Here is a 26,923-nt window from a genome sequence, read left to right as displayed (position 1 = left end):
CGCCCCCGCGGCATACGCTGATCGCTATGCACGGGCGCGACCGGCAGGACGACGAACTCGAGGAGTTCATCGCGGCCCGCACCCAGGACCTGCACCACGACGCCTATCAGCTCACGGCCGCGCAACAGCCGGCCGAGGAACTGGTCCTCACCGTGCTCGCCGCCCTGCGCCGAGAACGCATCGAGCTCGCGCAGGCCGGATCCACCGCACGACAACGGATGGCCATGATCTGCGCCCGGGACACCACACCTACCCAGGACAGCGACAGCTCCCAGCTCGCGGCGCAGTTCCGGCCGCTCGCGCGCCTCTCCCCACGCCAGCGTGCGGCCCTCGTGCTGCACGTCGTCGACGGGTATGACGAACGCGAGACCGCACGGGCCCTGCGCCTCACCTCGCGGGCCACGACCGAGGCGCTCGGGTCCGTGCCGTATGACGAACTACCCGGCACCACTCCACAGTCCGGCGAATTGCGCTCTCTGCTGGAGGATTTCGGCGATCTCGCGACCTCGCCGAGCGCCAGCACCACGTTGGCGGACGTGCACGCCGTGCCGCCACCACCCCGCCGTCCGTGGTGGACGTATGTCGCCGCGTTCCTGGTCGTCGCGGTGACGGTCGGCACCGTCGTCATCACCCAGCGTTGGCACGACGACTGGTTGAAGACCCCCAACGGTCTCAACCATGCACACGGGACGCATTTCCTGGCCTATACCCAGGGCTACAAGCTGGTGGACATACGCGAGGTAGTCCCCGGGCCGGCCGATGAATTCTCGGTCCGTTCCGGGTCGGCGGTGACCATTGGGTGCACGGGCCTGGCCAAAGGAATTGGGATGGCGGTTTCGAGCGACCTCAACCCTGGCACCTACTCCTTCGGTCGTGACGGATGCAGCGCTCAACAGCCTCAGACGCCTCTGGCACTGGTCTCCGGCAAGACTCTCGTGTCCGTAAATGACTTCAGCAGACATAGCTGGCCGGTCGCGGTCTACCAACAAGTGCCGCTCAGCGAATACCCGGTCGCCACAGGACATTTCGACGTGCAGAGGAACCTCACTCTCGATGGCCAGCGAGAGGTGACATCCACCACCGGAAGGACATTGGTACCGCAGACCAAGGGCACAGTACTCACGATGCGCGGCCCAGCCGGTCGGCCCAATGGGACGTTCCGGGGCACGCTGGACGTACCACCAGGAACCGTGGCCACCAATCTCAACGTCGTCGGGCTGCTCTCCCCGACCACCACCGGTCGTTACCGGCTACGGGTGGACCACCGCGGGCCGCTGACAAGTTGCGGCAGCCACCGCACCGTGACGTACGGGACCCTCCCGAGGAGCACCGAGTGTTCTCTGGTCGATCACCGCATACCGCAGATCGCCTTCAACGTCGTCGGGGCGCAGTCCGAGAACGCACGGACGATTCCGGTCGAGATCACGGTCGAGGACGCGCACGGCCCGTGGACCCTGCAGTTCGTCGCCGACCGCTACAAGTTCGACGCCAGCGCCGTGGACGACGGCGCGAACGGATAGCGGCAGTCCCGGCATACGCACCAAGCCCGGCTCGGCGTGAACAAGTCCCAACGGTAGGGACTTCATGCCGCGAGAAGGTCTGCTGCGGCTCAGTCCTTGTCGGCCCCCGGGCCGAGGAACTTCTCAAAACCCTTGGGCAACTTCAGGTTCGAGTAGTCCGGCTCCTCCTGCTGACCGAACGCGTTGCCCATCGCCTTGTCGCGGGCCTCGCTCGCCTTGCTGGCCGCGGCCTGCTCCTGCTGGGCGCGCTTGGCGGGGTTGCCGCTCTTGCCCTTCTTCTTCTTGCTGACCTGTTTGGCGCGCTTGCCGCCGCCGGCACCGGGCATCCCCGGCATACCGGGCATGCCACCGCCGCGACGCATCTGGCGCATCATCTTCTGCGCCTGGCCGAACCGCTCGAGCAGCTGGTTGACCTCGGACACTGTCGTGCCCGCACCGCCCGCGATGCGGGCGCGACGGGAACCGTTGATCTGCTTGGGATGCGTGCGCTCGAACGGCGTCATCGAGCGGACCATCGCCTCGACCCGGTCGAACTCCTTCTCGTCGAGCGCGTTGAGCTGGTCCTTCATGCCCGCCATACCGGGCATCATCCCCATCAGCGCCTTCAGGTTGCCCATCTTCTTGATGGCCTGCATCTGCTGCAGGAAGTCCTCGAAGGTGAAGTCCTCCTCGTCCATGAACTTGCGCGCCATCGCGGCGGCCTGGTCGCGGTCGAAGGCCTTCTCGGCCTGCTCGATCAGCGTGAGGATGTCGCCCATGTCCAGAATGCGCGACGCCATCCGGTCGGGGTGGAAGACCTCGATGTCCTTGGTCTGCTCACCGACCGAGGAATACATGATCGGCCGGCCGGTCACCGACGCGACCGACAGCGCCGCACCACCGCGGGCGTCACCGTCCAGCTTGGAGAGCACGACACCGGTGAAGTCGACGCCCTGCTGGAACGCCAGTGCGGTCTCGATCGCCGCCTGACCGATCATCGCGTCGATGACGAACAGGACCTCGTCCGGCTGGATCGCCTCACGTATGTCGGCAGCCTGCTGCATGAGGTTCTCGTCGACCGCGAGCCGGCCCGCGGTGTCGACGATCACGACGTCGTACTGACGAACCTTGGCCTGTCCGACGCCGGCCTGGGCGACCCACACCGGGTCGCCATACGACTGGGTGCCCTCGGTGGTCGCGGCGTCAATGCCCGCAGTGTCGTGGCCGCCCTCGTTGCCCCGTTCGGATGCGAAGCACGGCACGCCGGCGCGCTCGGCGACGACCTCGAGCTGCTTGACGGCGTTCGGGCGCTGCAGGTCGGCGGCGACCAGAACCGGGAAATGACCCTTGTCGCGCAGGTGCCGGGCCAGCTTGCCGGCGAACGTGGTCTTACCGGATCCCTGCAGACCCGCCAGCATGATGACGGTCGGCGGCCGCTTGGCCAGTTGCAACTCGCGGGTCTTGCCGCCGAGGACCTCGATGAGCTCCTCGTTGACGATCTTGACGACCTGCTGACCGGGGTTGAGCGCAGCGCTCACCTCGGCGCCGAGCGCCCGCTCGCGGATGCGGCCGGTGAACTCGCGCACCACCGGGGTCGCGACGTCGGCATCGATCAGAGCGAGCCGGATGTCGCGGATGGTCGAGTTGATATCGGACTCGGAGAGACGACCCTTGCCCCGGAGGTTCTTGAAGGTCGACGTCAGGCGGTCGGACAGGCTGTTGAACACGCCAGCAAGGTTAACTGACGTGAGGATTCGTTCCTCATCCTCGCGTCGTCAACCCATACCCTTGGCCCGTCCTTCGGCCGGAGCGCTGACGCCAGGATTCGTTTCTCATCCTCGCGTCGTCAACCCATACCCTTGGCCCGTCCTTCGGCCGGAGCGCCCGCGCGGGGCGGTGCACCGTCACACGCGTCGATCAGAGCGCCGACCAGCCGGGCCACTTCCGGCGGAGCGACGCCGCCGGTCGCGGCCGTCGTCAGGTAGAAGGTGTCGACCGCCTGACCGGCATACGTCGCCACGTGCGCCGATCGGATGGCGAACCCCTCCGCCCCGAACGTCTCCCCCAGATCACCCAGCAGCCCGGGCCGGTCCAGAGCCCGCACCTCGATGACGAGCGCGTCCTCCGAGGCACCGGGCACGACGGTCGCACGGGATGGTGCGGCACCCGCCACCAGCCCGCGCGCCGGGCGGTGTCGTGGGCGTCGGCCCTCGTGCAGCCCGCGGGCGAGTTCGTCCTCGGTGGGCAGGTCAGCCAGCGGCGCCTCGACCCGCCAGGTGTTGTGCGCGATGCCGTCGGTGGTCCGGACACGCGCGGAGCGCACCGTCATACCGAAGGACGCCAACAGGTGTGCGCACGCGGCGAACAGGCCCGGCCGGTCGCGGTCGGCGATCTCGATGGTCGCCCCGGATGCCGTCGGTATGACGGCGATGTATGCCGCGCCGGCGAGAACGTGAGCGCGAATGTCGTACGGAATCGGCTCCGTCGCTTCGGGCGAGTGTGGGGACCGTCCCTCGAGCGCGGCCCGCGCGTGCTGCGCCAGCCGGTGCACCAGCTCGGCACGCCAGGACGTCCAGGCCTTGGGCCCGGCGGCGAGCGCGTCGGCCTCGGTGAGCGCCACCAACAACTCGAGGATGTCGAGGCGTTCCTCGACGGCCGCCACCAGGACGGCGACGGTCCGCGGGTCGTCCGGGTCACGACGGGTGGCGAGATCCACGACGGTCAGGTGTTCGCGCACCAGCAATTCGATGATCTCGACGTCGTCCGCCGCGAAACCCATCCGGCGGGCGACGTTTCCGGCGACCGGCGCACCCTCGGTTGCATGGTCGTGGACGCCGGCGATCTTGCCGATGTCGTGCAGCAGCGCGGCGATCAGCAACAGGTCCGGCCGCTGCACCCGATCGCGCATCGCTCCGGCGCGCACCACCGTCTCGATGAGGTGCCGGTCGACGGTGTGCCGGTGGACCGGGCTGCGCTGTGGCCGGCTGCGCACCGGCGCCCATTCGGGCAACCACGCCCCCACCACGCCGGTCAGGTCGAGCGTTTCCCACACCTGGGTGAGGCCGCCGCCGGTCGCCAGCAGGTCGACGAATGCATCTCGCACCTCCTCCGGCCACGGCTCGGCCAGCAACGGCAGCGGCTGGGTGAGGTTGAGAACGGTGCTCGGACCGAGCGGTGACTCCGACCGCGCAGATGCTGTCGCAGCGCGCAGCACCATCAATGGTCCGCGGCGACCCATCTCCCGCGCACCGAGCACCACCTCACCGTCGTGCAGGTAGAGCCCGTGACCGAGCGGATGCAGCACGGGGCGTCGTGGGCCGGTCCGCAGCGTGCGCGCGCGTTGCGACTGACCGGCGCGCCGTGCGGTCCCGTCGAGCGCATACGAGATGGTGCGACCCGCCTGCACCACCGACGTGAGCAGCGCATCCGCGTCCGGCTCGCCGAGCAGGGCCGCGACGGCGTCCTGGTCCTGACGGGTGAGCCGGTCGCGACCCCGCCCGGTCACCAGGTGCAGCGCGTCCCGCACGTCGAGCAGCCGGTCGTATGCCGCGTCGACACCGCCGTGCGGTCGATCGGCCAGCCAACTGGACGCGAGCGACCGCAGCACCGTCATGTCCCGCAACCCGCCGGCGGCCTCCTTCAGGTCCGGCTCCAGCTCGTGCGTCAGGTCCCCGTGTCGTTCGTGCCGGGTGCGCAGTGACGCCAGGACCTCCGGGAGCCGCTTGCGGGCGTTCGACCGCCAGTCGTGCGCGATGCTCTGCCGCACCTGGGCGACCAGCAACGGGTCGCCGGCGGCCAGTTCGATGTCGAGCAGGCCGACGGCGGCGGTCAGGTCGTCGGACGCGACGGCGCGGCATTCCTTCGGCGTACGGAGGCTGTGGTCCAGCCGAACACCCCTGTCCCACAACGGATACCAGAGTTTGTCGGCGAGTTCGCCGATCGCCGCATCGGTCAGGCTGCGGCCGTCGTGCAGCAGCACCAGGTCGAAGTCGGACAGCGGGCCGCTGTCCGAGCGGGCGATCCCGCCGACGATGGCGAGCGCGACGCCGCTGCCCGGCACCGGCGTCGCGCTCGTCGCCTCCTGCCACAGGTCGGCCAGCAACTGCCTGTTGTATGCCGCCAGCCGGGCGCGCCGCCGCGTGCCCTCACCAGGGATCGCGAACTCACGTGTCCCGGCCAGGTCCAACCGTTCCTGGTCGATGCTCATGGTGTGGAGCCCCTTCTGACGAGTGGCGAGATCACGTTCCTGGCGACGAGAGGACGCCGACGAGACGACGACCAGGTCGGCGCCGGCGCGCCGCGAGTTCACGAGCGGGAGCCGGCGCCGACCTGCGAGGAGTCGAGCAAGGGTTACAGCGCCGCTTCGCCGTGTTCACCCGTCCGAACGCGGACGATGTCGTCGATCGGCAGCACCCAGACCTTGCCGTCACCGATGCGTCCGGTCTGTGCGGTCTTGACGATGACGTCCACGACACTGCCGGCGTCGAGATCCTCGACGACGACCTCGAGGCGGATCTTGGGCACGAAGTCCACGGCATACTCGGCGCCGCGGTAGACCTCGCTGTGTCCGCGCTGGCGCCCGTAGCCACTGACCTCGCTGACCGTCATACCGGTGATGCCGTAGGACTCCAGCGCTTCCTTGATGTCGTCGAGCCGGAACGGCTTGATGATCGCGGTGATGAGTTTCATGCCTTCACCTCTTCCTTGCTGTTGTCGGCTTCCTGCCGCGCCGGCCGGTGCCCGATGCGGCTTGCCGCGAAGATGCTGCCGAAGTCGTATGCCGTCTCGGCGTGCTCGGCCTGGTCGATGCCCTCGGCCTCGTCCTCCTCGCTGATCCGCCAGCCCATGGTCGCCCGCAGCGCGAACGCGATCACCGTGGTGACGATCGCCGTGTAGGTCAAGGCGACCACGACGATCGCGAATTGCACCACGAGCTGGCGCCATTCGCCATACGCGAGGCCGGTGCCGCGGGCGAAGATGCCGAGCGACAGGGTGCCCCAGAGTCCGGAGACGAGGTGCACACCGACGACGTCGAGCGAGTCGTCGAAGCCGAGCTTGAACTTCAGGCCGATCGCGTATGCCGACGCCACCCCGGCGACGACCCCGACTCCGATCGCACCGAGCGGCGTGACGTTGCCGCAGGCGGGGGTGATGGCGACCAGTCCGGCGACGATGCCGGAAGCGGCACCGACGGAGGTTGCATGTCCGTCGCGCAGCTTCTCCAGGAGCAGCCAGCCGAGCATCGCGGCACATGTGGCGACGGTCGTGTTGACCCAGACCAGGGCCGCGGATTCGTTTGCGCCCAAAGCGGATCCGGAGTTGAAGCCGTACCAGCCGAACCACAGGATGCCCGAGCCGAGCATCACCAGCGGCACGTTGTGCGGACGCATCGGGGACTTGCCGAAGCCGGCCCGCTTGCCGAGGAACAACGCAAGCACGAGCCCCGCCATACCGGCGTTGATGTGGACGACGGTGCCCCCGGCGAAGTCGATGGGCGCGATCTTCGCCATACCGTCGACCGTGCCGAAGAGCTTGGCGGCAATGCCGTCCGCCGAACCGGACAGCAGCCCGCCGCCCCAGACCATGTGTGCCAGCGGGAAGTAGACCAGCGTCACCCACAGGCCGGAGAAGACCAGCCAGGTGGAGAACTTCGCCCGGTCCGCGATGGCGCCGCTGATCAGCGCCACGGTGATCGCCGCGAAGGTGAACTGGAATCCGGCGAAGACCAAGACCGGAATGCCGCCCGCCTGCAGCACCGTGCTGCCCGGCTCACCCGGCAACATGCCTGACAACCCGAAGAACTCGAACGGACTGGCGAAGAAGCCGAGGTGGTCGTGGGTCCCGAACGACATCGAGTAGCCCCAGAGCACGTAGATGATGCCGACGACGCCGAGCGCCCCGAAGGACATCATCATCATGTTGAGCACTCCGCGTGACCGGCCGAGGCCGCCGTAGAACAGTGCGAGCCCGGGGATGGTCATGAAGAGGACGAGGGACGCCGAGATCAGCATCCAGGCCGTGTTGCCGGTGTCGAGTGTCGGCGGCGCTGCGGCCGACATTCCGTGAATCAACGAGGTCATGCGAAAGACCTTGCCAACGCGGCGTTTCGGTCAGAACACCGCTTTTGTTACAGCCGTGTTGCGTATCGACGGGCGCGTTACCGGCAGATTTCGCAGGTCGTTGCTCCCTGAGGAGTCTGTGAGCTGCGCCCTGAGGAGTCCGTGAGGTACGAGCGGACGTCTCGAAGGGGTACGAGCGGACGTCTCGAAGGGTCGAGACCCCGCGCATACTGGCTGTATGACGTCACTGGTGCTCCCCGGACCGGTGCGCCGCGTCCACGACGCGGTGCGCCACAAGGCTGCGGTGCAGCTGCGCGAACGGGTGGCCGGCGAGGACGCGACCCGCCGGGCCGACGGGATCTGGGGCAAGACCGGCGAGCGCTGGTTCACCCCGGAGGACCCGATCTGGCGGGTGCACCTGGACGCCTCGATGTTCGTCGCGGGGATCCGGGCGCTGCTGTTGCAGTCGTTGCACCCGCTCGCGATGGCAGGGGTGGATCAGCACTCGAGCTACCGGGACGACCCGTGGGGCCGGCTGCAACAGACCAGCAACTTCATCTCGACGACGACCTTCGGCACCATCCCGGACGCGGAGCGACTGCTGGCGAAGGTGCGCGGCATTCACCGCCGGGTGCACGGGACGTTCGAGGGCGTGGACTATCGAGCCGACGACCCGCGACTGCTGGCGTGGGTGCACGCGGCCGAGGCCGACAGCTTCCTGACCTGTTACCGGGCATTCGGCGGCGGCACCGTCAGCGACCCGGAGGCGGACACGTATGTCGCCCAGATCGGTTCGGTCTCCTCGCGACTCGGCTTCGACGACGCTCCGACGACGGTCGCGGGTCTGCGGGAGGCCCTTGCGTCATACCGACCGGAGCTGCGGAGCACCCCGGCCGCGCGTGCGGCACTGCGCTTCATCCTCTGGGAGCCGCCGCTGACGGCGTCGGCGCGGCCGGGCTACCTGAGCCTGGTCGCCGGTGCGATCGGGACGCTGCCGCCCTACGCGCGACGGATGCTCGGCATCCGCACTCCGCCGGGAGGCGCGGCGCTGCTGCGCGGCGCCGGCAACGCGGGGGCCGCCGGTGTGCGCTGGATGCTGTCGGACCCGCAGGTCCAGGCCGACCGCCGGGTCAACCAGGCGGCCGACGCCGCCGCCCGCCGCACCTGACTCCGCCCAACTATCCCGAATGACGGCTTCTTCGGCGAGTGACGGCCCAAACGGACCGTCACTCGCCGAAGAAGCCGTCAATCGGCTCGGGTCGACTCAATCGAGAACGGCGTTGACGAAGGCCTCGGGGTCGAACGGTGCCAGGTCGTCGGCGCCCTCACCGAGGCCGACCAGCTTGACCGGCACGCCCAGCTCACGCTGCACGAGGACGACGATGCCGCCCTTGGCGGTGCCGTCCAGCTTCGTCAGCACCACGCCGGTGATGTCGGCGGCCTGGGCGAAGACCTCGGCCTGGCGCATGCCGTTCTGACCGGTCGTGGCGTCCAGCACCAGCAGGCATTCGTCGATCGGGCTCTGCTTCTCGACGACGCGCTTGACCTTGGCCAGCTCGTCCATCAGGCCGACCTTGTTGTGCAGGCGGCCGGCGGTGTCGATGAGCACGACGTCGACCTCGTTGTCGCGCCCGGCCTTGACGGCGTCGAAGGCGACGGCTGCCGGGTCAGCGCCTTCCTTGTCGGAACGCACGGTCGGCACGCCGACCCGGGCTCCCCACGTCTCGAGCTGGTCGGCGGCGGCCGCGCGGAAGGTGTCGGCGGCGCCGAGCACGATGTCCTTGTCCTCGGCGACCAAGACGCGCGCGAGCTTGCCGATGGTGGTCGTCTTCCCGGTGCCGTTGACGCCGACGACCATGATCACGGCCGGGCGGTCACCGACCCGGCTACCGGCGATCCGACGGTCCATGTCGGGGTTGACCTGCGCGAGCAACTCAGCGTGCAGCCAGGCCTCCAGCTGGTCCGTGGACGGCGTACCTTCAACCTGCACTCGACGTTTCAAGCCGTCGACGATCTCGGTGGTGGCGTCCACGCCGAGGTCCGCGCCGAGCAGCGTGTCCTCCACGTCCTCCCAGACGGCGTCGTCCAGCTTGTCGCCGGAGAGCGCCGTGAGCAGTCCCTTGCCCAGGGCGTTGTTGGAGCTGGCGAGCCGCGAACGCAGTCGAGTCATCCGGCCGCGCGCGGAGGCGGGCCGCTCGACCTCGGGTTCAGCTTCAATGGGAGCCGACTCGACGACGTCAGCCGTGTCGGCCGGTGCGTCCGTGGCAGGCACGGCAGGCTGCGCCTGCCACGCTGTCGTCGGCTGAGCGTCCTCGGTGCTCGGCTTGGTGCTCGGCTCAGCGGTCGGCGCACTCGCCGCGGTGCCGGTGTCGACCGGGCCGCCCGTTGCCGGGCCGGCAGTCGAGTCCTTCGGCGCGGGTTGGGCCGGAGGTTTGGGCGCCCCACCCTTACTGGTGTCGAACGTCGCCGTGCTGCCGGCCTTGTAGGTGTTGGCCGTGCGCGTCTTCGCCTCGCGGGCGGGCGGCGGAGGCGCTACCTCGGGCGCCGACTTCCTGCCGCCACCTCGCAGGTAGCCGACGAGCAGCCCGAGGCCGGCAAGGACGACGACCGTGATGATGACAAGGATTTCCCAGAGCGAGTCCACGGCGACATCATCCCAAATGGTTCAGCGGACCGGGCGTGGTGTCACCCGGGAACGTGCACAACCGCACAACGGACGCGATCGTCCGGCGTGTCACTCCGTGTCGGAGTCGGCACCGACCTTGCCGCGACGTCGCTCGGTCACCGAGCTGACCATCTCCTCGGCCCGCTCGGTGAGCAGCTCACGCCCCTCCCGTCGAGCCGGCACCGCGACGAGACCGATCACGGTCCCCGCGAGCGCAACACCGATAACCAACGCCAAGATCAGCCACACCATGGGTCAATTGTCCAGCCTGAGTCTGTGATTACCAAGTCAAAACCCTTGGTATGACGGGGAAATTTGTTCAATTCACGCCATCCGACGGGTGAACTCCCGACAAAGTCACGCTCGGTCTGTGGAGCGATGCACCACCTCACTGCGTCTCACCCGTGTTTCCGTGCACCCGAGGGATGCATTGCACGGGCACCCTTGGTTACCCTCAACCGACGCACCCCGACAGAAGGATCAGCTGTGACCAACTATCCGAACGACCCCAACCAGCCGGGCGGCTATGGCGAACAGCCGAAGGACGGCTCCGGCAATCCGCAGTACGGCGAGCCGCAGCAGGGTGGACAATACGGCTCCCCGCAGTACGGCGAGCCGCAGCAGGGCGGACAGTACGGCGCCCAGCCTTACGGTTCGCCGCAGTACGGCGCACCGCAGCAGGGGGGCAACCCCTACGGCGCACCGGTGCCGCAGGAGCATCAGCGGGCGACCTTGATCATGATCCTCGGCATCCTGGCGATCCCGTGTTGTGGTCTGTTCACCGGCATCCCGGCGATCATCATGGGCCGCCAGGCACTGACCCAGATCGACTCGTCCGGCGGTGCACTGGGCGGCCGCGGCAAGGTGCAGGCAGGTTTCATCTGCGGCATCATCGGCACCGTGATCTCGGTGGTCGGTGTGATCATCCGCTTGGCGTCCTGACGCCATACACGTCGAAAGGCCCGGTCACCGTTACGGTGATCGGGCCTTTCGTGGTGTGTCAGGTCTCGTAGAGCCAGTGCCCCCACGGGGTCCAGCGGTAGACGGTGAAGATCACCATCGCCACCGCGAAGATCGTGGTGGCGACCTTCGGCGTGGTCAGCAGCACCGCACCGGCCTCGCCTCGGGCACGGCGGACGAACCAGCGAACGATCAGCGCTGCACCAGCGATCAGGATGAACACCGCGGCGGCGTTGCTGGTGAGTGCGTCACCCACGTGACCCCGGGTGAGGTCGTTCATCGCGCGCAAGCCGCCGCATAGCGGGCACGGGTGCCCGGTGATCTGCAGGAACGGGCAGAACCCCCACGAGCCCGACTGGTGCGGATCGCGAAAATGTAACAACACCAACGCAGTTGCCCCGCCGACCGCCATCAACACCGGTTCCCGCACGCGCTGCGCGAACGGGACGTCGGTGGCCTCGGCCGGGCCGAGCTGGGTGGTGGTCACTCCCCCAGATTAGGCCACGCCGTCATCGGGCCTGCCCGCCGAGCAGTTTCATGAACGGGGTGACCTCCGCAGGCACGTCGACACCGGAGTCCCGACCGGACCTGGTCGGGGTGAATCCGGCGACGGCGTCACCACCCGTCGAGACCAGGTGCGCGGCCAGCTCGGCAGCGGCGCGCGCGGCGCGACCGGCCAGGTCACGACCCGCCGCTCCGCCGCCGAAGTCCTCGGTCGCTGCGAACACACCGGTCGGCATCACGACGGCCCGCAGGTAGGTCAACAGGGGTCGCAACGCGTGGTCGAGCATCAGTGAGTGCCGCGGCGTGCCCGCGGTCGCCGCGATGATCACCGGCATACCGTTCAGCGCGTCGGCGTCGAGGGCGTCGAAGAACATCTTGAAGACACCGCTGTAGCTCGCCGCGAACACGGGCGTCACGACGACGAGTCCGTCGGCGGCCGACACGGCACGCCGCAGCTCGTCGAGGCGCGCCGTCGGCATACCGGCCGTGGCCATCATCGTCGCGAGATCGACTGCGTATTCACGCAATTCATAGGTCTGTATGTCGATTCCCTCGCCCCGACCACTGACTTCGGCATCGACCGCGCCGGCGATCTGGTCGGCCAGCAGCCGGGTGCTGCTGGGCTGACTGAGACCGGCGCTGAGCACGACGAGTCGACGCCCCTTTCGGGGTCCCCGCGAAGTATCGGAGGAGCGCAGCGGGGGAGAACTTCGTGGGGTGTCTCTCATGCCGAGACCTCCTGCTCCAGACCCGCCGTCGCGCTGATCACCTTGCGGTGCGGTGAGTCCGGCCCTTCGGCCACGAGCGACGTGTGGGTGGGCGGGTTGCTCGGCACGTGCGACGCACGACGCGCCTCGAACTCGCGGCGCAGCACCGGAACAACCTCCTTGCCGAGGATCTCGATCTGCTCGAGCACGACGTCCAGCGGGAGACCGGCATGGTCGACGAGGAAGAGCTGGCGCTGGTAGTCACCGACGTAGTCGGCGAATCCGAGCGTGCGCTCGATGACCTGCTCGGGCGTGCCGACGGTCAGCGGGGTGTCGCGGGTGAAGCTCTCCAGCGACGGACCGTGCCCGTAGACCGGCGCGTTGTCGAAGTAGGGCCGGAAGATCCGCTTCGCCTCCGCTTCGGTGTCGGCCATGAAGACCTGACCGCCGAGTCCGACGATCGCCTGGTCCGCGGCGCCGTGGCCGTAGTGCTCGAAGCGCTGCCGGTAGAGCTTCACCATGGCGGCGGTGTGCTCCTTGTTCCAGAAGATGTGGTTGTGGAAGAAGCCATCGCCGTAGAACGCGGCCTGCTCGGCGATCTCCGGGCTGCGGATCGAGCCGTGCCAGACGAACGGTGGCACGTCGTCCAGCGGCGCGGGCGCCAGCGTGTAACCGTGCAGCGGGGTGCGGAACTCGCCCTCCCAGTCGACGGCCTTCTCCCGCCAGAGTCGGCGCAGCAGGTGGTAGTTCTCGACCGCGAGCGGGATGCCCTTGCGGATGTCCTTGCCGAACCACGGGTAGACCGGCCCGGTGTTGCCGCGGCCGAGCATCAGGTCGACCCGACCGCCCGCCATGTGCTGCAGGAACGCGTAGTCCTCGGCGAGCCGGACCGGGTCGTTGGTCGTGATCAGCGTCGTCGCCGTGGACAACTGCAGGTCGGTCGTCCGCGCGGCGATGTTGCTGAGCAGGATCGGCGGATTGGCCGGCGCGACGAACGGCGGGTTGTGGTGCTCCCCCGTCGCGAACACGTCCAGGCCGACCTCCTCGGCCTTCGTGGCGATGGCGACCGCGGATTGCACGCGCTCCGCCTCGGTCGGGGTGCGACCGGTCGTCGGGTCCGTGGTGACGTCACCGATGGTAAAGACGCCGAACTGCATGTGACTCACTCCCTGATCTCGAGGTATCTCAAATTTTAACTATCTGGTCGTCACAACGGCAACCTCGGGCTATCTATTCCGCCGGTGCGGGTCAGCTCATCGACGACAACGCCGGTATGCCGGAATCGGCCACCGTCTTGCCCTCGGTCACGCTGTGCGTGGTCTCCACCTGGACGCCGCCACCGGGCAGCACGTCCTTGATTCGCTGCGACACGACCGTGGTCACGCCGTCGCCGCGCATGCTGACGCCATACAGTGCATCGGCGACCTCCATGGTGCGCTTCTGGTGGGTGATGACGATCAGCTGGCTGGAGTCGCGCAGTTCCTCGAAGAGGGTGATCAGGCGACCCAGGTTGGCGTCGTCGAGCGCGGCCTCGACCTCGTCCATGATGTAGAACGGGCTCGGCCGGGCCTTGAAGATCGCGACCAACAACGCGACGGCGACCAGCGACCGCTCGCCACCGGAGAGCAGCGACAGTCGCTTGATCTTCTTGCCCGGCGGACGCGCCTCGACCTCGATGCCGGTGGTCAGCATGTTGCTCGGGTCGGTCAGCGTGATGCGTCCCTCGCCGCCCGGGAAGAGCCGGCTGAAGACACCCTCGAACTCACGGGCGGTGTCCTCGAACGCGTCGGTGAACGCCTGCTCCACCCGCTTGTCCACCTCGGCGACGATGTCGAGCAGGTCGTCCTTGGACTTGCGCAGGTCCTCCAGCTGCTCGGTCAGGAACTTGTGCCGCTCCTCCAGCGCCGCAAACTCTTCCAGCGCAAGCGGATTCACCCGACCCAGCTGGCTGAGCTTGCGCTCGGCGGACCGCAGTCGTTTCTCCTGCACGTCGCGCACGAACGCGATCGGTTCGGGCAGGTTGTCCGGGTCGTCGTCGGGTCCGGGCACGTGCGGGATGAGCTGGTGCGGGCCGAACTCCTCGACCAGCACCTCGGGATCGATGCCGTGCTCCTCGACCGCCTTCGTCTGCAGCGTCTCGATGCGCAGCCGCTGCTGAGCGCGGGCCACCTCGTCGCGGTGCACGCTGTCGGTCAGCTCGCGCAGCTCGTCGCCGACGGCACTGACCCGGGCGCGTTCCTCCTTGAGTGCCCTGTCGAGCTCGCCCTTGATCCGGTCGGCGGCGGTACGGCGCTCGGCGGCGACCTCGAGCAGTTGGGCCACGACACCGACGGCGTGACCGGCACCGGTCTGCACCGCGGCAGCGACACGCGCGTCACGGGCGCGACGTTCGCGGCGAGCGCGTGCCCGCTCTCGTGCTTCGATCTCCGAACGCGCAGCGGACTCAAGGGATTTCGCACGATCGGCAAGTGACCTCGCCCGCTCCTCGCGGGTGCGCAGTGCCAGCCGCTGCTCGGTCTCGGCGGTGCGGGAGGCAGCAGCCTCGGCGGCCAGCCGATCGCGCTCGTCGGTGGTCGGTTCTTCCTCGGACGGCTCCTCGAGTGCGGCCGACAGCCGTTGCTCCAGCTCGGCGAGTTCCTCCCGGCCGGCCGCCAACTGCTTCTCGGCCTCGGCGTGCTGCAACTGGAGGCGTTCGCGCTCTCCTTTGGCGCCACGCATCACCTGACCCAGCTGGCTGAGCTGTTCCGCGACGGCGGACATGCGGGCGTCGGACTCGTTGAGTCGCTCCAGTGCGGCGTCGACATCGGCGCTGAGTTCGACCGCCTTGGCGCGGGCCTGCTCGGCGGCGAACTGTGCCTTCTCGCGACGGTGCGTCGCCTGCTCCACTCGCTCGCGGGTCTCGTCCACCGCGGACTGGATCTCGAGCAGACTGGGCGCACCAGCCGAGCCACCACGGATATGGCCTGCGGCATACACGTCGCCGTCGGGAGTGACGGCAGTGATCCGATCGCCAAGAGCGGCAACGGTTTTCGCGACATCGACAGAGTCGACGAGAGCGACGCGGTCGAGCAACGCCTCCACCGTCGGCTGTATGTCGGCCGGCGCGCCGATGACCTCACGGGCCCAGCGGGCACCGCTCGGCAGGGTCGGCCAGCCGTCGGTTGACTCCGATGCCGCACCACGGAAGAGCATGCCCGCACGACCCGCGTCGTCGGTCCGCAGCGTCTGCACCGCGTCCGCAGCCTGGTCGAACGAGTCGGCGACGACGGCGTCGGCTGCCCAGCCGAGCGCCGCCGCGATGGCCGCCTCGTGACCCGTCTCGACGGAGACCAGCTCGGAGACGGAACCGCGCAGTCCACTCGCACCTTCCGCACCCAGCAGGTGGGCGGCGCCGTCCTTGCGGCGCAGGCTGAGCTCGAGTGCCTCGAGGCGGGCCTGCTGCCCGGTGCGCTCCCGCTCGGCGGTGCGCTCCTCCTCACGGGCGGCCTCGAACTCCTCCTTGACCTTGTCGAGCTTCCCCTGCGCTTCCTCGTATGCCGTGTCGAGGTCCTCCTCGCCGGCCTCGTCCTGGGCGATGGTCGCTTCGAGAGCGGCGAACTCCTTCTCCGCGCGCGTCGAGCGCTCGACGACCTCCGCCATACTCGCGGTGAGTCGGCCGAGCTCGGACTCGCGTGCCTCGGACCGGCTGCGGCGAGCGCCGACCTGGCCCTCGAGCTTGGCGAGTCCTTCGCGCCGGTCGGCGGCGGCCCGTGCGAGCTTGGTCAGCCGCTGTTGCTCGGCCTGGTGCGCCTGCTCGAGGTTCGCGCGCCGCTCGGTGGCTTGCTCCAGCGCGACCTTCGCCTGCGCGATCTGCTGCTGCAGCTCGTCGTGCTCGTCACGGACCTTCGCGGCCTGCTGCTGCAACTGTTCCGGGCTGCGACCGGACCGGGACTCCTCGTGCTGGTCGTCCTCGGACAGCAGCCGCACCCGCTCGGCGGCGAGGGTCGCGGTCGCCTCGATCCGTTCCTTGAGGGAGGAGAGACCGAACCACTGTTCCTGGGCCTTGGTCAGCGCCGGCGAGATCTGCGCGGCCTCGTGCTCGAGCCGCTCCAGCCGCGCCTTCGCTGCCGCCAGCGACTTCTCGACCGCCTTCTGTCGTTCCAGCAGTGCGGTCTCGTCGGCGACCTCCTGCTCGAGGTTGCTCGTCAGCTGGGCCAGGTCGTCGGCCAGCAGGCGCAGCCGGGCATCGCGCACGTCGGCCTGGATCGTCGCCGCCTTGCGTGCCGTCTCCGCCTGTCGGCCGAGCGGCCCGAGCTGCCGGCGGATCTCGGTGGTGAGGTCGGTGACGCGCGAGAGGTTGGCCTCCATCGCGTCGAGCTTGCGGAGCGCGCGTTCCTTGCGCTTGCGGTGCTTCAGGACGCCGGCGGCCTCCTCGATGAAGCCGCGTCGCTCCTCGGGCGTCGCGCGCAGCACCGCGTCGAGTTGTCCCTGCCCGACGATGACGTGCATCTCGCGGCCGATGCCGGAGTCCGACAGCAGTTCCTGGATGTCCAGCAGCCGGCAGGACGTGCCGTTGATGGCGTATTCGGAGCCGCCGCCCTTGAACATCGTGCGGCTGATCGTCACCTCGGTGTAGTCGATCGGCAGCGCACCGTCGGAGTTGTCGATCGTCAGCGTGACCTCGGCGCGACCGAGGGCGGCACGCCCCGCCGTGCCGGCGAAGATGACGTCCTCCATCTTGCCGCCGCGCAGGCTCTTGGCGCCCTGCTCCCCCATCACCCAGGCGAGCGCGTCGACGACGTTGGATTTGCCGGAGCCGTTCGGCCCGACGATGCAGGTGATGCCCGGCTCGAGCTTCATCGAGGTCGCCGAGGCGAAGGACTTGAAGCCCTTCAGGGTCAGGCTCTTGACGTACACGAGCGGGCGGGCTCCTCTGCGGCGCTGGTATGGCGATCGCGGCCACTCTACTTGGCGCTCCGCCGGGACCCGCGCAACGACGGGGCTGTGGCGTACCAAACCCTCCCCAGGGGAACCCCGGGCACGCACACCCCCGCAAACCCGTACCCAACCCTCCCCAGGGGCGCCTTCGGTACGACTCAGGCTCAGGTCAGGTCTGCTCAGGTCAGGGCGAGCTTGAGACCTGCGTGGCTGTGCACGAATCCCAGCGACTCATAGAAACGTATGGCGCCGTCGCGCTGCAGGTCACTCGTCAACTGCACCAGCACGGCACCCTCCCGGCGGGCCCGCTCGATCACGAACTCGAAGAGCGCCCGGCCGACGCCCTGTCCGCGCAGCGACTCCGACACCCGCACCGCCTCGATCTGGGCACGCAGTGCACCGCCACGGGACAGGCTCCTGACGAAGCCGAGTTGCAGCGTTCCGACGACCGCGTCCTGCTCGTCCAGCAGGACGAGCAGGTGTTCGGTCGGGTCGGCATCGATCGAGGCGAACGCCTCGTCATACACGTCGGTCGCGCCGGACTCACGGTCCCGACCGAGGATGTCGTTCGCGAGCAGCTCCACGACGGCGGGCACCTGTGCGGCGGTCGCTTCGGCAACGCGGATGCCGGGCACCCCGGGCAACGGGCCGAGCGACAACCCAGCCACCCCTTCATCGCGAGTGACGGCTTCTTCGGCAACTGACGGTCCGATCGCGCCGTCACTCGGCGAGGAAGCCGTCATTCGGCAAGGGTTGCGCGGTCGGTGAAGACGATCGGGTCGCCGTCGGTGATGGCGATGGTGTGCTCGGAGTGCGCGCCACGGGAGCCGTCGGCCGAGCGCAGCGTCCAGCCGTCGGGATCGGTGTAGATCTCGTCGGTGTCGCGCATGAACCACGGCTCGATCGCGATCACCAGACCGGGACGCAGCTTCATGCCCCGGCCGGCGCGACCGTCGTTGGCGACATGCGGGTCGCCGTGCATGGTGCGGCCGACGCCGTGCCCGCCGAACTGCGTGTTGACCGTGTAGCCCGCGGCCCGGGCCACGTCGCCGATCGTGGCGGAGATGTCGCCCAGCTTGTTGCCGGACCGGGCCACCTCGATCGCGGCGGCGAGCGCGTCCTCGGTCGCCTTGATGATTCGCAGGTCCTCCGGGTCCGGGGTGCCGACGACGACCGACAGTGCCGAGTCGGACACCCAGCCGTCGACGCTCGCGGCGAAGTCGACCGACAGCAGGTCGCCGTCCTGCAGCGTGTAGTCGTGCGGCAGACCGTGCAGCACCGCGTCATTGACGCTGGCACACAGCACCTTGCCGAACGGCATCGCACCGAAGCTCGGGTGGTAATCGATGTAGCAGGACTCGGCGCCCGCGTCGCGAATCATCTTGTGCGCCAACGCATCCAGCTCGAGCAGGTTGACGCCGACATCCGCGGCGTCGCGCAGGGCAGTCAGCACGGAGGCGACGAAGCGCCCGGCCGGCCGCATGGCCTCGATCTCGGCGGGGGTCTTGAGTTCGATCACCAGGACACCGTATGCCGTGCAGCGACCACCTGCCGCATCGAGACGAGGGATATCCTGGAGGTGGGAACGGACGAGGCTGCCGAACCTGCTGGTCCACCTGCTCCACGCGGCAACCTTCGGGCCGGCCCGTGAGGTGATCACGATGGTTCTGCTCGGAGTCGTACTCGTCCTCGTGGGGCTGGGAGTTCTGGTCCTCGAAGCGCACCTCACCACGGCAGGCGTCCTCGGCATCGCCGGGACCGCATCCACCGCGACCGGCGTCGGATTGATCCTCGCGGCCACCGGTGCACCGTTGTGGGTGACGATCCCGATCGCGGCCCTGTTGGCCGTCGCCGGCCTCGTCGTCCTGCTGATGGTGGCGCGCGAGGTGATCGTCGCGGGCAGCCAGGAGATCCGAACCGGCCCCGGTGCGCTGATCGGCCGGAAGGCCGTCGTCAGTTCCTGGACCGGGCGCGAGGGTCGGGTCACGATCGACGGTGCTCTGTGGAGTGCCGAGCCGGCATACGGCTGGGAGGACCCCCTGCCCGAACCGGGCGACACCGTCGTCATCACCGAGCTCGACGGGCTGTTCGTGTCGGTCCGCCGGCCGCACGCCTGGGAGGTGAAGCCGATATGGAAGCCCTCATCACTCTCGTTGTGATCCTCGGCGTCGTCCTCATCGCCCTGCTCGGCTCGTCGGTCCGGATCCTGCGGGAGTACGAACGCGGAGTGGTCTTCCGGCTCGGCCGGCTGGTGAACCTCAAGGAGCCCGGCCTGACCCTGTTGATCCCGGTGGTCGACCGCATGGTGCGCGTGGACCTGCGCACGGTGACCCTCAACGTGCCGGCACAGGACGTGATCACCCGCGACAACGTGCCGGTCCGGGTCACCGCCGTCGCCTACTTCCGGGTCATGGACGCCAACCACGCGATCGTCGCCGTCGAGAACTTCCTGGCCGCCACGACCCAGATCGCGCAGACCTCGTTGCGCGCCGTGCTCGGCAAGGCCGAACTCGACACCCTGTTGTCCGAACGCGAACGGCTCAACGAGGACCTGCAGAAGGTCATCGACCAACAGACCGAACCGTGGGGTGTGAAGGTGTCTGTCGTCGAGATCAAGGACGTGGAGATCCCGGGCAGCATGCAACGAGCCATCGCCCGGCAGGCCGAGGCGGAGCGCGAGCGCCGCGCCAAGGTGATCAACGCGGAGGGCGAGTTCCAGGCATCGGCGCAGCTGGCCGACGCCGCCGACGTGATGAGCCGCAACCCGACCGCGCTGCAGTTGCGCTACCTGCAGACGCTGCTGGAAGTTGGCAGCAACAGCAAGTCGTCCGTCGTCATACCGCTGCCGGTGGACCTGAAACCGTTGCTCGAGCAGGTTGGCTCCGCCGCCGTGTCGACACAGCCGTCAGGACGGGGTGCTCCAGTCGGCGGCGCGAAACTCGAGGACCAGGACGGCCACGATCAGTCCGATGCCGAGCACCGGCCAGACGATGAGCCACCAGCCGCGGCGGACGGCAAGAGCCATGCCGCCCCAGACGACTAGCAGCCAGATCACGAACGCTCCCCAGCCGGCCCAGTGGTACATCGTCAGGCGATCGCCCTCGCATACCCACGGATCGCCGGGTTGCGGCGATGACGGATCGCAGTTCACGACATGGTCGCCCGGGTACTCCATCTGGATCAGCGTCATCAGCCAGAAGTAGATGGTGAGCGGAACGGCGATCACCGACGCAACGACGGCATCGACGATGCGCGGCCACGTCCACTCGCGTCTCCCCACGCGCTGAATGTATGGCGAACGGCGCGTAGTTGTATGGCGTAATGCATTTCTACCGTCCAGCCGAAGGCCACCGCCTCGCCCACGATCCGTTCAACTCGATCGTCGCGCCGCGACCGATCGGCTGGATCGGAACCGTCGACGCGGAAGGCCGGCGCAACCTGGCGCCATACAGCTTCTTCAACGCACTTCACTATCGGCCGCCGCTGATCGGGTTCTCCAGCAACGGCTGGAAGGGCAGCGTCGCAAACTGTGACGCGACAAGGGAATTCACCTGGAACCTGGTCACACGCGAGCTGGCCGAGCAGATGAACGCGACCTCCACCACTCACGACGTGGACGAGTTCGAGGCGGCCGGTCTCGAGGCCGCACCATCCACCGAGATCAACGCACCGCGTGTCGCCGCATCACCGGTCAACTTCGAGTGCCGGGTCACGCAGGTCGTCCCGCTGCAGTCGGCGCAGGGCGCCGCTGTCGGCAGCTGGTTCGTGGTCGGCGAGGTGGTCGGCATACACATCGACGAGCGGCTCGTCGAGGACGGCGTATTCGACACCCTTGCCGCGGATCCGTTGCTTCGCGCGGGCGGTCCGACCACCTACTTCGGCATCACCGCCGACACCCGGCTGGACCTGCGCCGCCCGGAGTGACCCCATGCTGGTCGAGCGGCGTCCTGAGTAGCAGCGAGGGACGAGCGCGTACCGAAGGGTGGCGGTGAGGGACGAGCCGCGTATCGAGACCCGCCAGTAACCGGCCCGGCGAGATCATGGCGGCCCCGGGACGTAGCCTGGTTCCTGTGACTGTTGCACCTGAGGGCCGCAAGATGCTGCGCGTCGAGGCGCGCAACGCCGAGACACCGATCGAGCGCAAGCCCAGCTGGATCCGGACCACCGCGAAGATGGGCCCGGCATACACCGGCCTGCACCAGCTGGTGAAGAGCGAGGGTCTGCACACGGTCTGTCAGGAAGCCAGCTGTCCCAACATCTTCGAGTGTTGGGAGGACCGCGAGGCGACGTTCCTCATCGGTGGCGACGTGTGCACCCGCCGCTGCGACTTCTGCGACATCGCCACCGGCCGCCCGACCGAGCTGGACCTGGACGAGCCGCGCCGTGTCGCGGAGTCGATCCGCGAGATGAACCTGCGCTACTGCACGGTCACCGGTGTCGCCCGTGACGACCAGCCGGACGGCGCCGCCGGCCTGTATGCCGAGACGATCCGCCAGATCCACGCACTCAACCCCAACACCGGTGTGGAGATCCTGCCGCCCGACTTCGGTGCCAAGCCCGAGCTCGTCGGCCAGGTCTTCGAAGCCGGGCCCGAGGTCTTCGCGCACAACCTGGAGACGGTGCCGCGCATCTTCAAGCGGATCCGTCCGGCGTTCACCTACGACAAGTCGTTGCAGGTGCTCACCATGGCCAAGGAGGCCGGGCTGATCACCAAGTCCAACCTGATCCTCGGCATGGGCGAGGAGGACCACGAGGTCGAGCAGGCGATCCGCGACCTGCACGAGGCAGGCTGCGACATCCTCACCATCACCCAGTACCTGCGACCCTCCCCCAAGCATCACCCGATCGACCGCTGGGTGAAGCCGCAGGAGTTCGTGCACTGGTCCGACGTCGCGACGGAGATGGGTTTCCTCGGCGTGATGGCCGGTCCGCTGGTGCGTTCGTCGTACCGCGCCGGGAAGCTGTATGCCGGTGCGATGGCCAAGCTCGGCCGCGAACTCCCCGAGCACCTGACCCACCTGGCGCAGGCGTCGTCGTCGCCCGCGCGTCAGGAGGCTGCCGCGCTCATGGAGCGGGAGAACGCCACCGCCTGACGGAGTCGACTCCGCACTTCGCCGCGTGACCACGCCTGACATATCCTGGAAAGCATGTCGACGCAGCCCGAGAAGAAGTCTCGTTTCTCCCGTAAGCCCAAGGACCCGGACAACCCCGGGCGGCTGTCGCAGTTCAAGACGCTCTACCAGGTCTCGGTCAAGCAGAACCCGAGGATCCCGCTGTGGATGGCACTGACGTTCGTCGTCACGCTGCTGGTCTTCATGGTCCTGCTGCACTTCATCTGGAGCAGTTGGATCTACACCGGCATCCTCGGTGCGATCTTCGGCCTGCTCGCCACCGTCATCGTGTTCGGCCGGCTGGCCGAGCGTGCGGCATACGGCTCGCTCGAGGGTCAGGCCGGCGCCACCGGTGCCGCCTTGCAGGGGTTGAAGCGCGGCTGGGTCTACGAGCAGGAGCCGGTCGCCGCGGAGGCCGGTCGGGCCCGCAAGATGTCCGAACTCTCCAACGCTGCCATGGTGTTTCGCGCGATCGGCAAGCCCGGCGTCGTTCTGATCGGTGAGGGCCCGAGCGGCTCGGCACGCAAGCTGCTGGAGTCCGAGCGCAAGCGGGTCGCCCGCGTCGCCGGTCCGGAGGTGCCCGTCCACGTGCTGCGTGTCGGCGCCGGTGAGGACACCGTCAAGCTCGGCGACCTGGCCAAGACGATCAAGGGCCTGGACAAGAAGCTGACCGACGGCGAGGTCCAGGCCGTCACCAAGCGACTGCGCGCCCTCGGCGCCAGCAAGCCGCCGATCCCCAAGGGCGTCGACCCGCGCAACGCGCCGCGCATGGACCGCAAGGCGATGCGCGGCCGGTAGGTCTTCCTCACCGCTCCTCGACCAGCGATGAGGTCAGCGGGCTCGGCGGAGCACCGTGCCCGCGAAGCGGTCGTGCAGCCCGCGGCCGTCCTTGTCCCAGATCACGGCGGGCACGAAGATGCACAGCAGCGCGCTGCGGATCAAAGCTGCGAGCGGACCGGCCGGCGCGCCGGACACCTTGCCTACGTGCAACCCCATGATGCGATGACCGAGCGTCGAACCGAGGGTGCCCACCAGTAGGACGTTCTCGACGAAGAAGACCGCGAGCGGCGCCCAACTGTTGCCGCTGCCGTTGAAGCTGTAGCCGAGGAAGCCGGCGGCGATCACCGAACACACCAGCCAGTCGATGACGACGGCGATGATGCGCGGCAGGAGCCGGGCCATCGAACCCGGCCCCGTGGCGGGCAACCCGAGACCGGCGCCGGCGTGGGCTCCGGCCGGGTCCTGCGGGGGTTGGTCACTCGTCGATTTCGGGGGCGTCACGACGGTCCAGCCTAGACGGCGGCCCGCAGTCTCATCTGGTGTGCACCGGGCTGTGGCATGGACCACAATTTTCGGCCGTATGGCGCCCGCCGGGCGCGCCGTCGCGGATGCGGCCAATCCCCCACTCCCGCAACAGTTCTCGGGACGCGAGGCCTTCCGTCATACCAAATCCGGCGTAACACAGCCGAAACATATGGGTCATGGTCGAGAAACCCCGACCCCGTAAGGTCATATCGGCGCACGGCGCTGGAGCCGTCGCGAGAGTTCACATCGATGGAGGATCCATGTTCACCACGGCCGATGAGGTCTTGAAGTTCATCAAGGATGAAGACGTCGAGTTCGTCGACGTCCGGTTCTGTGACCTTCCCGGGGTGATGCAGCACTTCAACGTCCCCGCGGCCAGCCTCGACGAAGAGGCGCTCAAGGAGGGCGCGATGTTCGACGGTTCGTCGATCCGCGGCTTCCAGGCGATCCACGAGTCGGACATGAAGCTCATCGCCGACCCGACCAGCGCCTACCTCGACCCGTACCGCAAGCACAAGACGCTGATCCTGAACTTCTCGATCGTCGACCCGTTCACCGGTGAGCCCTACTCGCGCGATCCGCGCAACATCGCCGCCAAGGCCGAGGCCTACCTGAAATCGACCGGCATCGCCGACACCGCCTACTTCGGCGCCGAGGCGGAGTTCTACATCTTCGACGACATCCGCTTCGAGACGAAGGCCAACGCCGGCTATTACTACATCGACTCGGTGGAGGGTGCCTGGAACACCGGCCGCGAAGAGGAGGGTGGCAACCTCGGCTACAAGCCGCGCTACAAGGGTGGCTACTTCCCGGTCGCACCGGTCGACCACTTCTCCGACCTGCGTGACGACATCAGCTCCCAGCTCGGCAAGGTCGGCCTGAACGTCGAACGCGCCCACCACGAGGTCGGCACCGCCGGCCAGCAGGAGATCAACTACACCTTCGGCACGCTGCTGCAGTCCGGCGACGACGTGATGAAGTTCAAGTACGTCGTCAAGAACACCTGTTTCGAAGCCGGCAAGACCGCGACCTTCATGCCGAAGCCGCTGTTCGGTGACAACGGGTCGGGCATGCACACCCACCAGTCGCTCTGGAAGGACGGCGAGCCGCTCTTCTACGACGAGAAGGGGTATGGCGGCCTGTCCGACCTGGCCCGCTGGTATGTCGGTGGCCTGCTGAAGCACGCACCGTCGCTGCTGGCCTTCACCAACCCGACGGTGAACTCCTACCACCGCCTGGTCCCGGGCTACGAGGCTCCGGTCAACCTGGTCTACTCGGCCCGCAACCGCTCGGCCTGCATCCGCATCCCGATCGCCGGCACCTCGCCGAAGGCCAAGCGCATCGAGTTCCGCATCCCGGACCCGTCGGCGAACCCGTACCTGTCCTTCGCGGCGCAGCTGATGGCCGGCCTGGACGGCATCAAGAACCGCATCGAGCCGCCGGAGCCGGTGGACAAGGACCTCTACGAGCTGCCCCCGGAGGAGCACGCCAACATCCAGCAGGTCCCCGACTCGCTGCCGGCCGTCCTCGACGCGCTCGAGGCCGACCACGACTTCCTCACCGAGGGCGGCGTCTTCACCGAGGACCTCATCGAGACGTGGATCGACTACAAGCGCACCAACGAGGTCGACCCGCTGCGCTTCCGCCCGCACCCGCACGAGTTCGAGCTGTACTACGACATCTGAGCTCGAGCTGGTCGAGTAGGGCGAGGAACGAGCCCGTATCGAGACCAGGCAACCAGCTGGTCGAGCGCCGTCCTGAGTAGACCGCGAGGGACGAGCGGTCGTATCGAAGGGTAACCCGAGCCGCTAGGCGAGGGCGTATCGAGACCACGGACCGAATGCCCCGGATCACGTTGTGATCCGGGGCATTTCGTGTGCACTGCTCCGAGTGGTCACGAGATGCCGAGCACCCACTCGTCGACCTCGCTGAGCGCACTGCGGACCGCACCGAGGACGACGGCGGTGTCGCCGAGGGACGACAGCGCGAGCCTCGGCGGCGCGAGCGTGCGTGTGCGCAGGTGTGTCTCGACCGCGGAGAGCAACGGCTCACCCGCTCGGGACAGCCCGCCGCCGACCACGATCAGATCCGGGTCGAGGATGAGCTGCAGCGCGGCCAGGCCTCCCGCCATACGCGCACAGATCGTGTCGATGATCTGCTCGGCGAGTTTGTTGCCGGCGCGCGCTGCGTCGAAGAGGACGGCCGCGTCGTCGTCCGCCTGCGCAGTTCGCATCAGGGCCAGCAGCTCCGCGTCGTCGCTGCGTGCAGCCTCGGCGATCGCCAGGTCGATGACGGCCGCCGCGCCGACCTGCCGCTCGAACGGCCCCATCGTGGTCGTGCTCGAATCGCCTTCTCGCGCAGAAGGATCGGCGGGTCCGCTGACCGTCGAGGCGAGGTCCAGGAAGCCGAGCTCACCGGCGGCACCTGCCGCACCGATGTGCAGTTTGCCGTTGATCATGATGCCCGTGCCGACGCGTGCCCCCCACTGCAGGAAGACCAGGTTGTCGACCGAGGCGGCATCGCCGCGCCACCGCTCGCCGAGCACGGCGAGGTTGACGTCGTTGTGAACCGTGACCGGACAGGCCAGCCGGTCCCGCAACGCCGAGGCGATCGGGATCCGGTCCCAGCCGGGGATGCTGGGCGCGAGCGTCACGGCGCCGGTGCCGGGATCGATGAGTCCGGGCGAACCCACCGCTGCTGCGAGCAGTGAGGTCTCCGGCACGTCCGCAGATGCTTGCGCCGTCACCGACACGATCGCGTCCAGCACCGCTCGGCCGTCGAGGCCGCGAGTGTCGGCCCGGTGTTCGGCCACGACGTCGCCGGACAGATCCGCGACCATCGCGACGATCTTGTGCGGCCCCACGTCGACGCCCAGCACATGACCGGCCTCGGCGCGGAACCGGAGCAGCGCAGCCGGCCGCCCGAGCCGGTTCTGTCGACCGGCAACGTCCGTCGTGGGGTCGGGCTCGACCGTGGGATCGACGTCGGCGACCCAACCATCGCCGCGCAGCGATTCGACCGCCCGCGTCACCGCTGGGCGCGACAGATCGGTGAGCTCCATCAGATCCGCGATCCGCGACGGTCCGCCGGCCCGCAGCGCACTCAGCACCGACGCCGCATTCATCCGGCGCAGGACGTGTGGGCCGCTACCGGCCGGTACAGATTTCATCGTGCCGTTCCCACCTTCACTGCCCAC

General features: G+C 68.4%; 23 protein-coding genes. 9 read left to right on the top strand and 14 right to left on the bottom strand.

Translation table 11 applies throughout. From position 1 onward, the window contains the following. Window positions 1-26 precede the first annotated feature (26 nt). A complete protein-coding gene (locus ACZ50J_RS08100) occupies window positions 27-1,520 on the top strand; it encodes a sigma factor-like helix-turn-helix DNA-binding protein (protein ID WP_464300759.1) in 1,494 nt (497 codons plus the stop codon). Between the two features lie 89 nt (window positions 1,521-1,609). On the opposite strand, the gene ffh is transcribed toward ACZ50J_RS08100, so the two are convergent. The 4 genes from ffh to ACZ50J_RS08080 form a co-directional block, all read right to left on the bottom strand. Next, on the bottom strand, window positions 1,610-3,226 hold the full coding sequence (ffh, locus tag ACZ50J_RS08095; RefSeq protein ID WP_464300758.1) for a signal recognition particle protein: 1,617 nt from the start codon (window positions 3,224-3,226) through the stop codon (window positions 1,610-1,612). A gap of 119 nt (window positions 3,227-3,345) precedes the next feature. Continuing rightward, window positions 3,346-5,706: a [protein-PII] uridylyltransferase gene (locus tag ACZ50J_RS08090; protein ID WP_464300757.1), complete on the bottom strand. Its 2,361-nt coding sequence runs from the start codon at window positions 5,704-5,706 to the stop codon at window positions 3,346-3,348. 143 nt (window positions 5,707-5,849) lie between these two features. Then, complete coding sequence (locus ACZ50J_RS08085; RefSeq protein WP_464300756.1) at window positions 5,850-6,188, bottom strand: P-II family nitrogen regulator; 339 nt, start codon at window positions 6,186-6,188, stop codon at window positions 5,850-5,852. Beyond that, window positions 6,185-7,579, bottom strand: coding sequence for an ammonium transporter (locus ACZ50J_RS08080; RefSeq protein WP_464300755.1), 1,395 nt, complete (start codon window positions 7,577-7,579; stop codon window positions 6,185-6,187). Before ACZ50J_RS08080 ends, ACZ50J_RS08085 begins: the two co-directional genes overlap by 4 nt. Window positions 7,580-7,796: 217 nt before the next feature. On the opposite strand from ACZ50J_RS08080, the gene ACZ50J_RS08075 reads away from it, so the two are divergent. Further along, window positions 7,797-8,726 carry an oxygenase MpaB family protein gene (locus ACZ50J_RS08075; RefSeq protein WP_464300754.1) on the top strand — a complete coding sequence of 310 codons (930 nt, stop codon included), beginning with the start codon at window positions 7,797-7,799 and terminating at the stop codon, window positions 8,724-8,726. A gap of 96 nt (window positions 8,727-8,822) precedes the next feature. Here ACZ50J_RS08075 and ftsY read toward each other — a convergent pair whose 3' ends face one another. Both ftsY and ACZ50J_RS08065 read right to left on the bottom strand, forming a co-directional pair. Further along, complete coding sequence (gene ftsY, locus ACZ50J_RS08070) at window positions 8,823-10,202, bottom strand: signal recognition particle-docking protein FtsY (RefSeq protein WP_464300753.1); 1,380 nt, start codon at window positions 10,200-10,202, stop codon at window positions 8,823-8,825. A gap of 90 nt (window positions 10,203-10,292) precedes the next feature. Continuing rightward, the gene (locus ACZ50J_RS08065) at window positions 10,293-10,475 is read right to left on the bottom strand and encodes a hypothetical protein (RefSeq protein WP_464300752.1); all 183 of its coding nucleotides are present in this window, start codon (window positions 10,473-10,475) and stop codon (window positions 10,293-10,295) included. 234 nt (window positions 10,476-10,709) lie between these two features. On the opposite strand from ACZ50J_RS08065, the gene ACZ50J_RS08060 reads away from it, so the two are divergent. Beyond that, complete coding sequence (locus ACZ50J_RS08060; protein WP_464300751.1) at window positions 10,710-11,165, top strand: hypothetical protein; 456 nt, start codon at window positions 10,710-10,712, stop codon at window positions 11,163-11,165. A gap of 58 nt (window positions 11,166-11,223) precedes the next feature. Here the strand turns inward: ACZ50J_RS08060 and ACZ50J_RS08055 are convergent, their stop codons facing one another. The 6 genes from ACZ50J_RS08055 to map form a co-directional block, all read right to left on the bottom strand. After that, entirely contained in the window at window positions 11,224-11,670 is a 447-nt protein-coding gene (locus tag ACZ50J_RS08055; RefSeq protein WP_464300750.1) for a DUF2752 domain-containing protein, read from the bottom strand. Window positions 11,671-11,692: 22 nt separating this feature from the next. Further along, window positions 11,693-12,334, bottom strand: coding sequence for a CE1759 family FMN reductase (locus tag ACZ50J_RS08050; RefSeq protein WP_464300749.1), 642 nt, complete (start codon window positions 12,332-12,334; stop codon window positions 11,693-11,695). Between the two features lie 77 nt (window positions 12,335-12,411). Beyond that, window positions 12,412-13,551 (bottom strand): LLM class flavin-dependent oxidoreductase, encoded by a 1,140-nt coding sequence (locus tag ACZ50J_RS08045; protein ID WP_464300748.1) that lies wholly within the window; start codon window positions 13,549-13,551, stop codon window positions 12,412-12,414. A gap of 91 nt (window positions 13,552-13,642) precedes the next feature. Further along, entirely contained in the window at window positions 13,643-17,290 is a 3,648-nt protein-coding gene (gene smc, locus ACZ50J_RS08040) for a chromosome segregation protein SMC (protein ID WP_464300747.1), read from the bottom strand. Window positions 17,291-17,490: 200 nt separating this feature from the next. Beyond that, window positions 17,491-18,054 (bottom strand): GNAT family N-acetyltransferase, encoded by a 564-nt coding sequence (locus ACZ50J_RS08035; RefSeq protein ID WP_464300746.1) that lies wholly within the window; start codon window positions 18,052-18,054, stop codon window positions 17,491-17,493. Next, complete coding sequence (gene map, locus ACZ50J_RS08030) at window positions 18,051-18,830, bottom strand: type I methionyl aminopeptidase (protein WP_464300745.1); 780 nt, start codon at window positions 18,828-18,830, stop codon at window positions 18,051-18,053. The genes ACZ50J_RS08035 and map overlap by 4 nt, the downstream gene beginning before the upstream one ends. A gap of 142 nt (window positions 18,831-18,972) precedes the next feature. Here map and ACZ50J_RS08025 point away from each other — a divergent pair, with 142 nt between their 5' ends. The 5 genes from ACZ50J_RS08025 (at window position 18,973) to ACZ50J_RS08005 (ending at window position 23,220) form a co-directional block, all read left to right on the top strand. Next, window positions 18,973-19,470 carry an NfeD family protein gene (locus tag ACZ50J_RS08025; RefSeq protein ID WP_464300744.1) on the top strand — a complete coding sequence of 166 codons (498 nt, stop codon included), beginning with the start codon at window positions 18,973-18,975 and terminating at the stop codon, window positions 19,468-19,470. After that, window positions 19,443-20,354 (top strand): slipin family protein, encoded by a 912-nt coding sequence (locus ACZ50J_RS08020; protein WP_464300743.1) that lies wholly within the window; start codon window positions 19,443-19,445, stop codon window positions 20,352-20,354. Before ACZ50J_RS08025 ends, ACZ50J_RS08020 begins: the two co-directional genes overlap by 28 nt. Window positions 20,355-20,632: 278 nt before the next feature. Further along, window positions 20,633-21,235 carry a flavin reductase family protein gene (locus ACZ50J_RS08015; protein WP_464300742.1) on the top strand — a complete coding sequence of 201 codons (603 nt, stop codon included), beginning with the start codon at window positions 20,633-20,635 and terminating at the stop codon, window positions 21,233-21,235. Between the two features lie 146 nt (window positions 21,236-21,381). Next, window positions 21,382-22,404, top strand: a complete 1,023-nt coding sequence (gene lipA / locus ACZ50J_RS08010) for a lipoyl synthase (protein ID WP_464300741.1) — start codon at window positions 21,382-21,384, stop codon at window positions 22,402-22,404. A gap of 54 nt (window positions 22,405-22,458) precedes the next feature. Then, window positions 22,459-23,220, top strand: a complete 762-nt coding sequence (locus tag ACZ50J_RS08005; RefSeq protein WP_464300740.1) for a DUF4191 domain-containing protein — start codon at window positions 22,459-22,461, stop codon at window positions 23,218-23,220. 33 nt (window positions 23,221-23,253) lie between these two features. Here the strand turns inward: ACZ50J_RS08005 and ACZ50J_RS08000 are convergent, their stop codons facing one another. Further along, window positions 23,254-23,703 (bottom strand): RDD family protein, encoded by a 450-nt coding sequence (locus ACZ50J_RS08000; protein WP_464300739.1) that lies wholly within the window; start codon window positions 23,701-23,703, stop codon window positions 23,254-23,256. Window positions 23,704-23,987: 284 nt separating this feature from the next. Between ACZ50J_RS08000 and glnA the strand changes: the two genes are divergently transcribed. Further along, entirely contained in the window at window positions 23,988-25,412 is a 1,425-nt protein-coding gene (gene glnA, locus ACZ50J_RS07995) for a type I glutamate--ammonia ligase (RefSeq protein ID WP_464300738.1), read from the top strand. A 209-nt stretch (window positions 25,413-25,621) separates the two neighbouring features. Here glnA and ACZ50J_RS07990 read toward each other — a convergent pair whose 3' ends face one another. Then, on the bottom strand, window positions 25,622-26,896 hold the full coding sequence (locus ACZ50J_RS07990; protein WP_464300737.1) for an ROK family transcriptional regulator: 1,275 nt from the start codon (window positions 26,894-26,896) through the stop codon (window positions 25,622-25,624). Window positions 26,897-26,923: the final 27 nt, after the last annotated feature.

This window comes from Flexivirga sp. G2 (assembly GCF_055397625.1).
This window is presented reverse-complemented; position numbering and strand designations above follow the sequence as displayed.

Coding starts and splice junctions, on each gene's coding strand:
- ACZ50J_RS08100 (WP_464300759.1), top strand. CDS start 27: ATGCACGGGCGCGACCGGCAGGACGACGAACTCGAGGAGTTCATCGCG.
- ACZ50J_RS08090 (WP_464300757.1), bottom strand. CDS start 5,706: ATGAGCATCGACCAGGAACGGTTGGACCTGGCCGGGACACGTGAGTTC.
- ACZ50J_RS08085 (WP_464300756.1), bottom strand. CDS start 6,188: ATGAAACTCATCACCGCGATCATCAAGCCGTTCCGGCTCGACGACATC.
- ACZ50J_RS08080 (WP_464300755.1), bottom strand. CDS start 7,579: ATGACCTCGTTGATTCACGGAATGTCGGCCGCAGCGCCGCCGACACTC.
- ACZ50J_RS08075 (WP_464300754.1), top strand. CDS start 7,797: ATGACGTCACTGGTGCTCCCCGGACCGGTGCGCCGCGTCCACGACGCG.
- ACZ50J_RS08065 (WP_464300752.1), bottom strand. CDS start 10,475: ATGGTGTGGCTGATCTTGGCGTTGGTTATCGGTGTTGCGCTCGCGGGG.
- ACZ50J_RS08045 (WP_464300748.1), bottom strand. CDS start 13,551: ATGCAGTTCGGCGTCTTTACCATCGGTGACGTCACCACGGACCCGACG.
- ACZ50J_RS08035 (WP_464300746.1), bottom strand. CDS start 18,054: ATGACGGCTTCCTCGCCGAGTGACGGCGCGATCGGACCGTCAGTTGCC.
- ACZ50J_RS08025 (WP_464300744.1), top strand. CDS start 18,973: ATGGTTCTGCTCGGAGTCGTACTCGTCCTCGTGGGGCTGGGAGTTCTG.
- ACZ50J_RS08020 (WP_464300743.1), top strand. CDS start 19,443: ATGGAAGCCCTCATCACTCTCGTTGTGATCCTCGGCGTCGTCCTCATC.
- ACZ50J_RS08015 (WP_464300742.1), top strand. CDS start 20,633: ATGCATTTCTACCGTCCAGCCGAAGGCCACCGCCTCGCCCACGATCCG.
- ACZ50J_RS08005 (WP_464300740.1), top strand. CDS start 22,459: ATGTCGACGCAGCCCGAGAAGAAGTCTCGTTTCTCCCGTAAGCCCAAG.
- glnA (WP_464300738.1), top strand. CDS start 23,988: ATGTTCACCACGGCCGATGAGGTCTTGAAGTTCATCAAGGATGAAGAC.
- ACZ50J_RS07990 (WP_464300737.1), bottom strand. CDS start 26,896: ATGAAATCTGTACCGGCCGGTAGCGGCCCACACGTCCTGCGCCGGATG.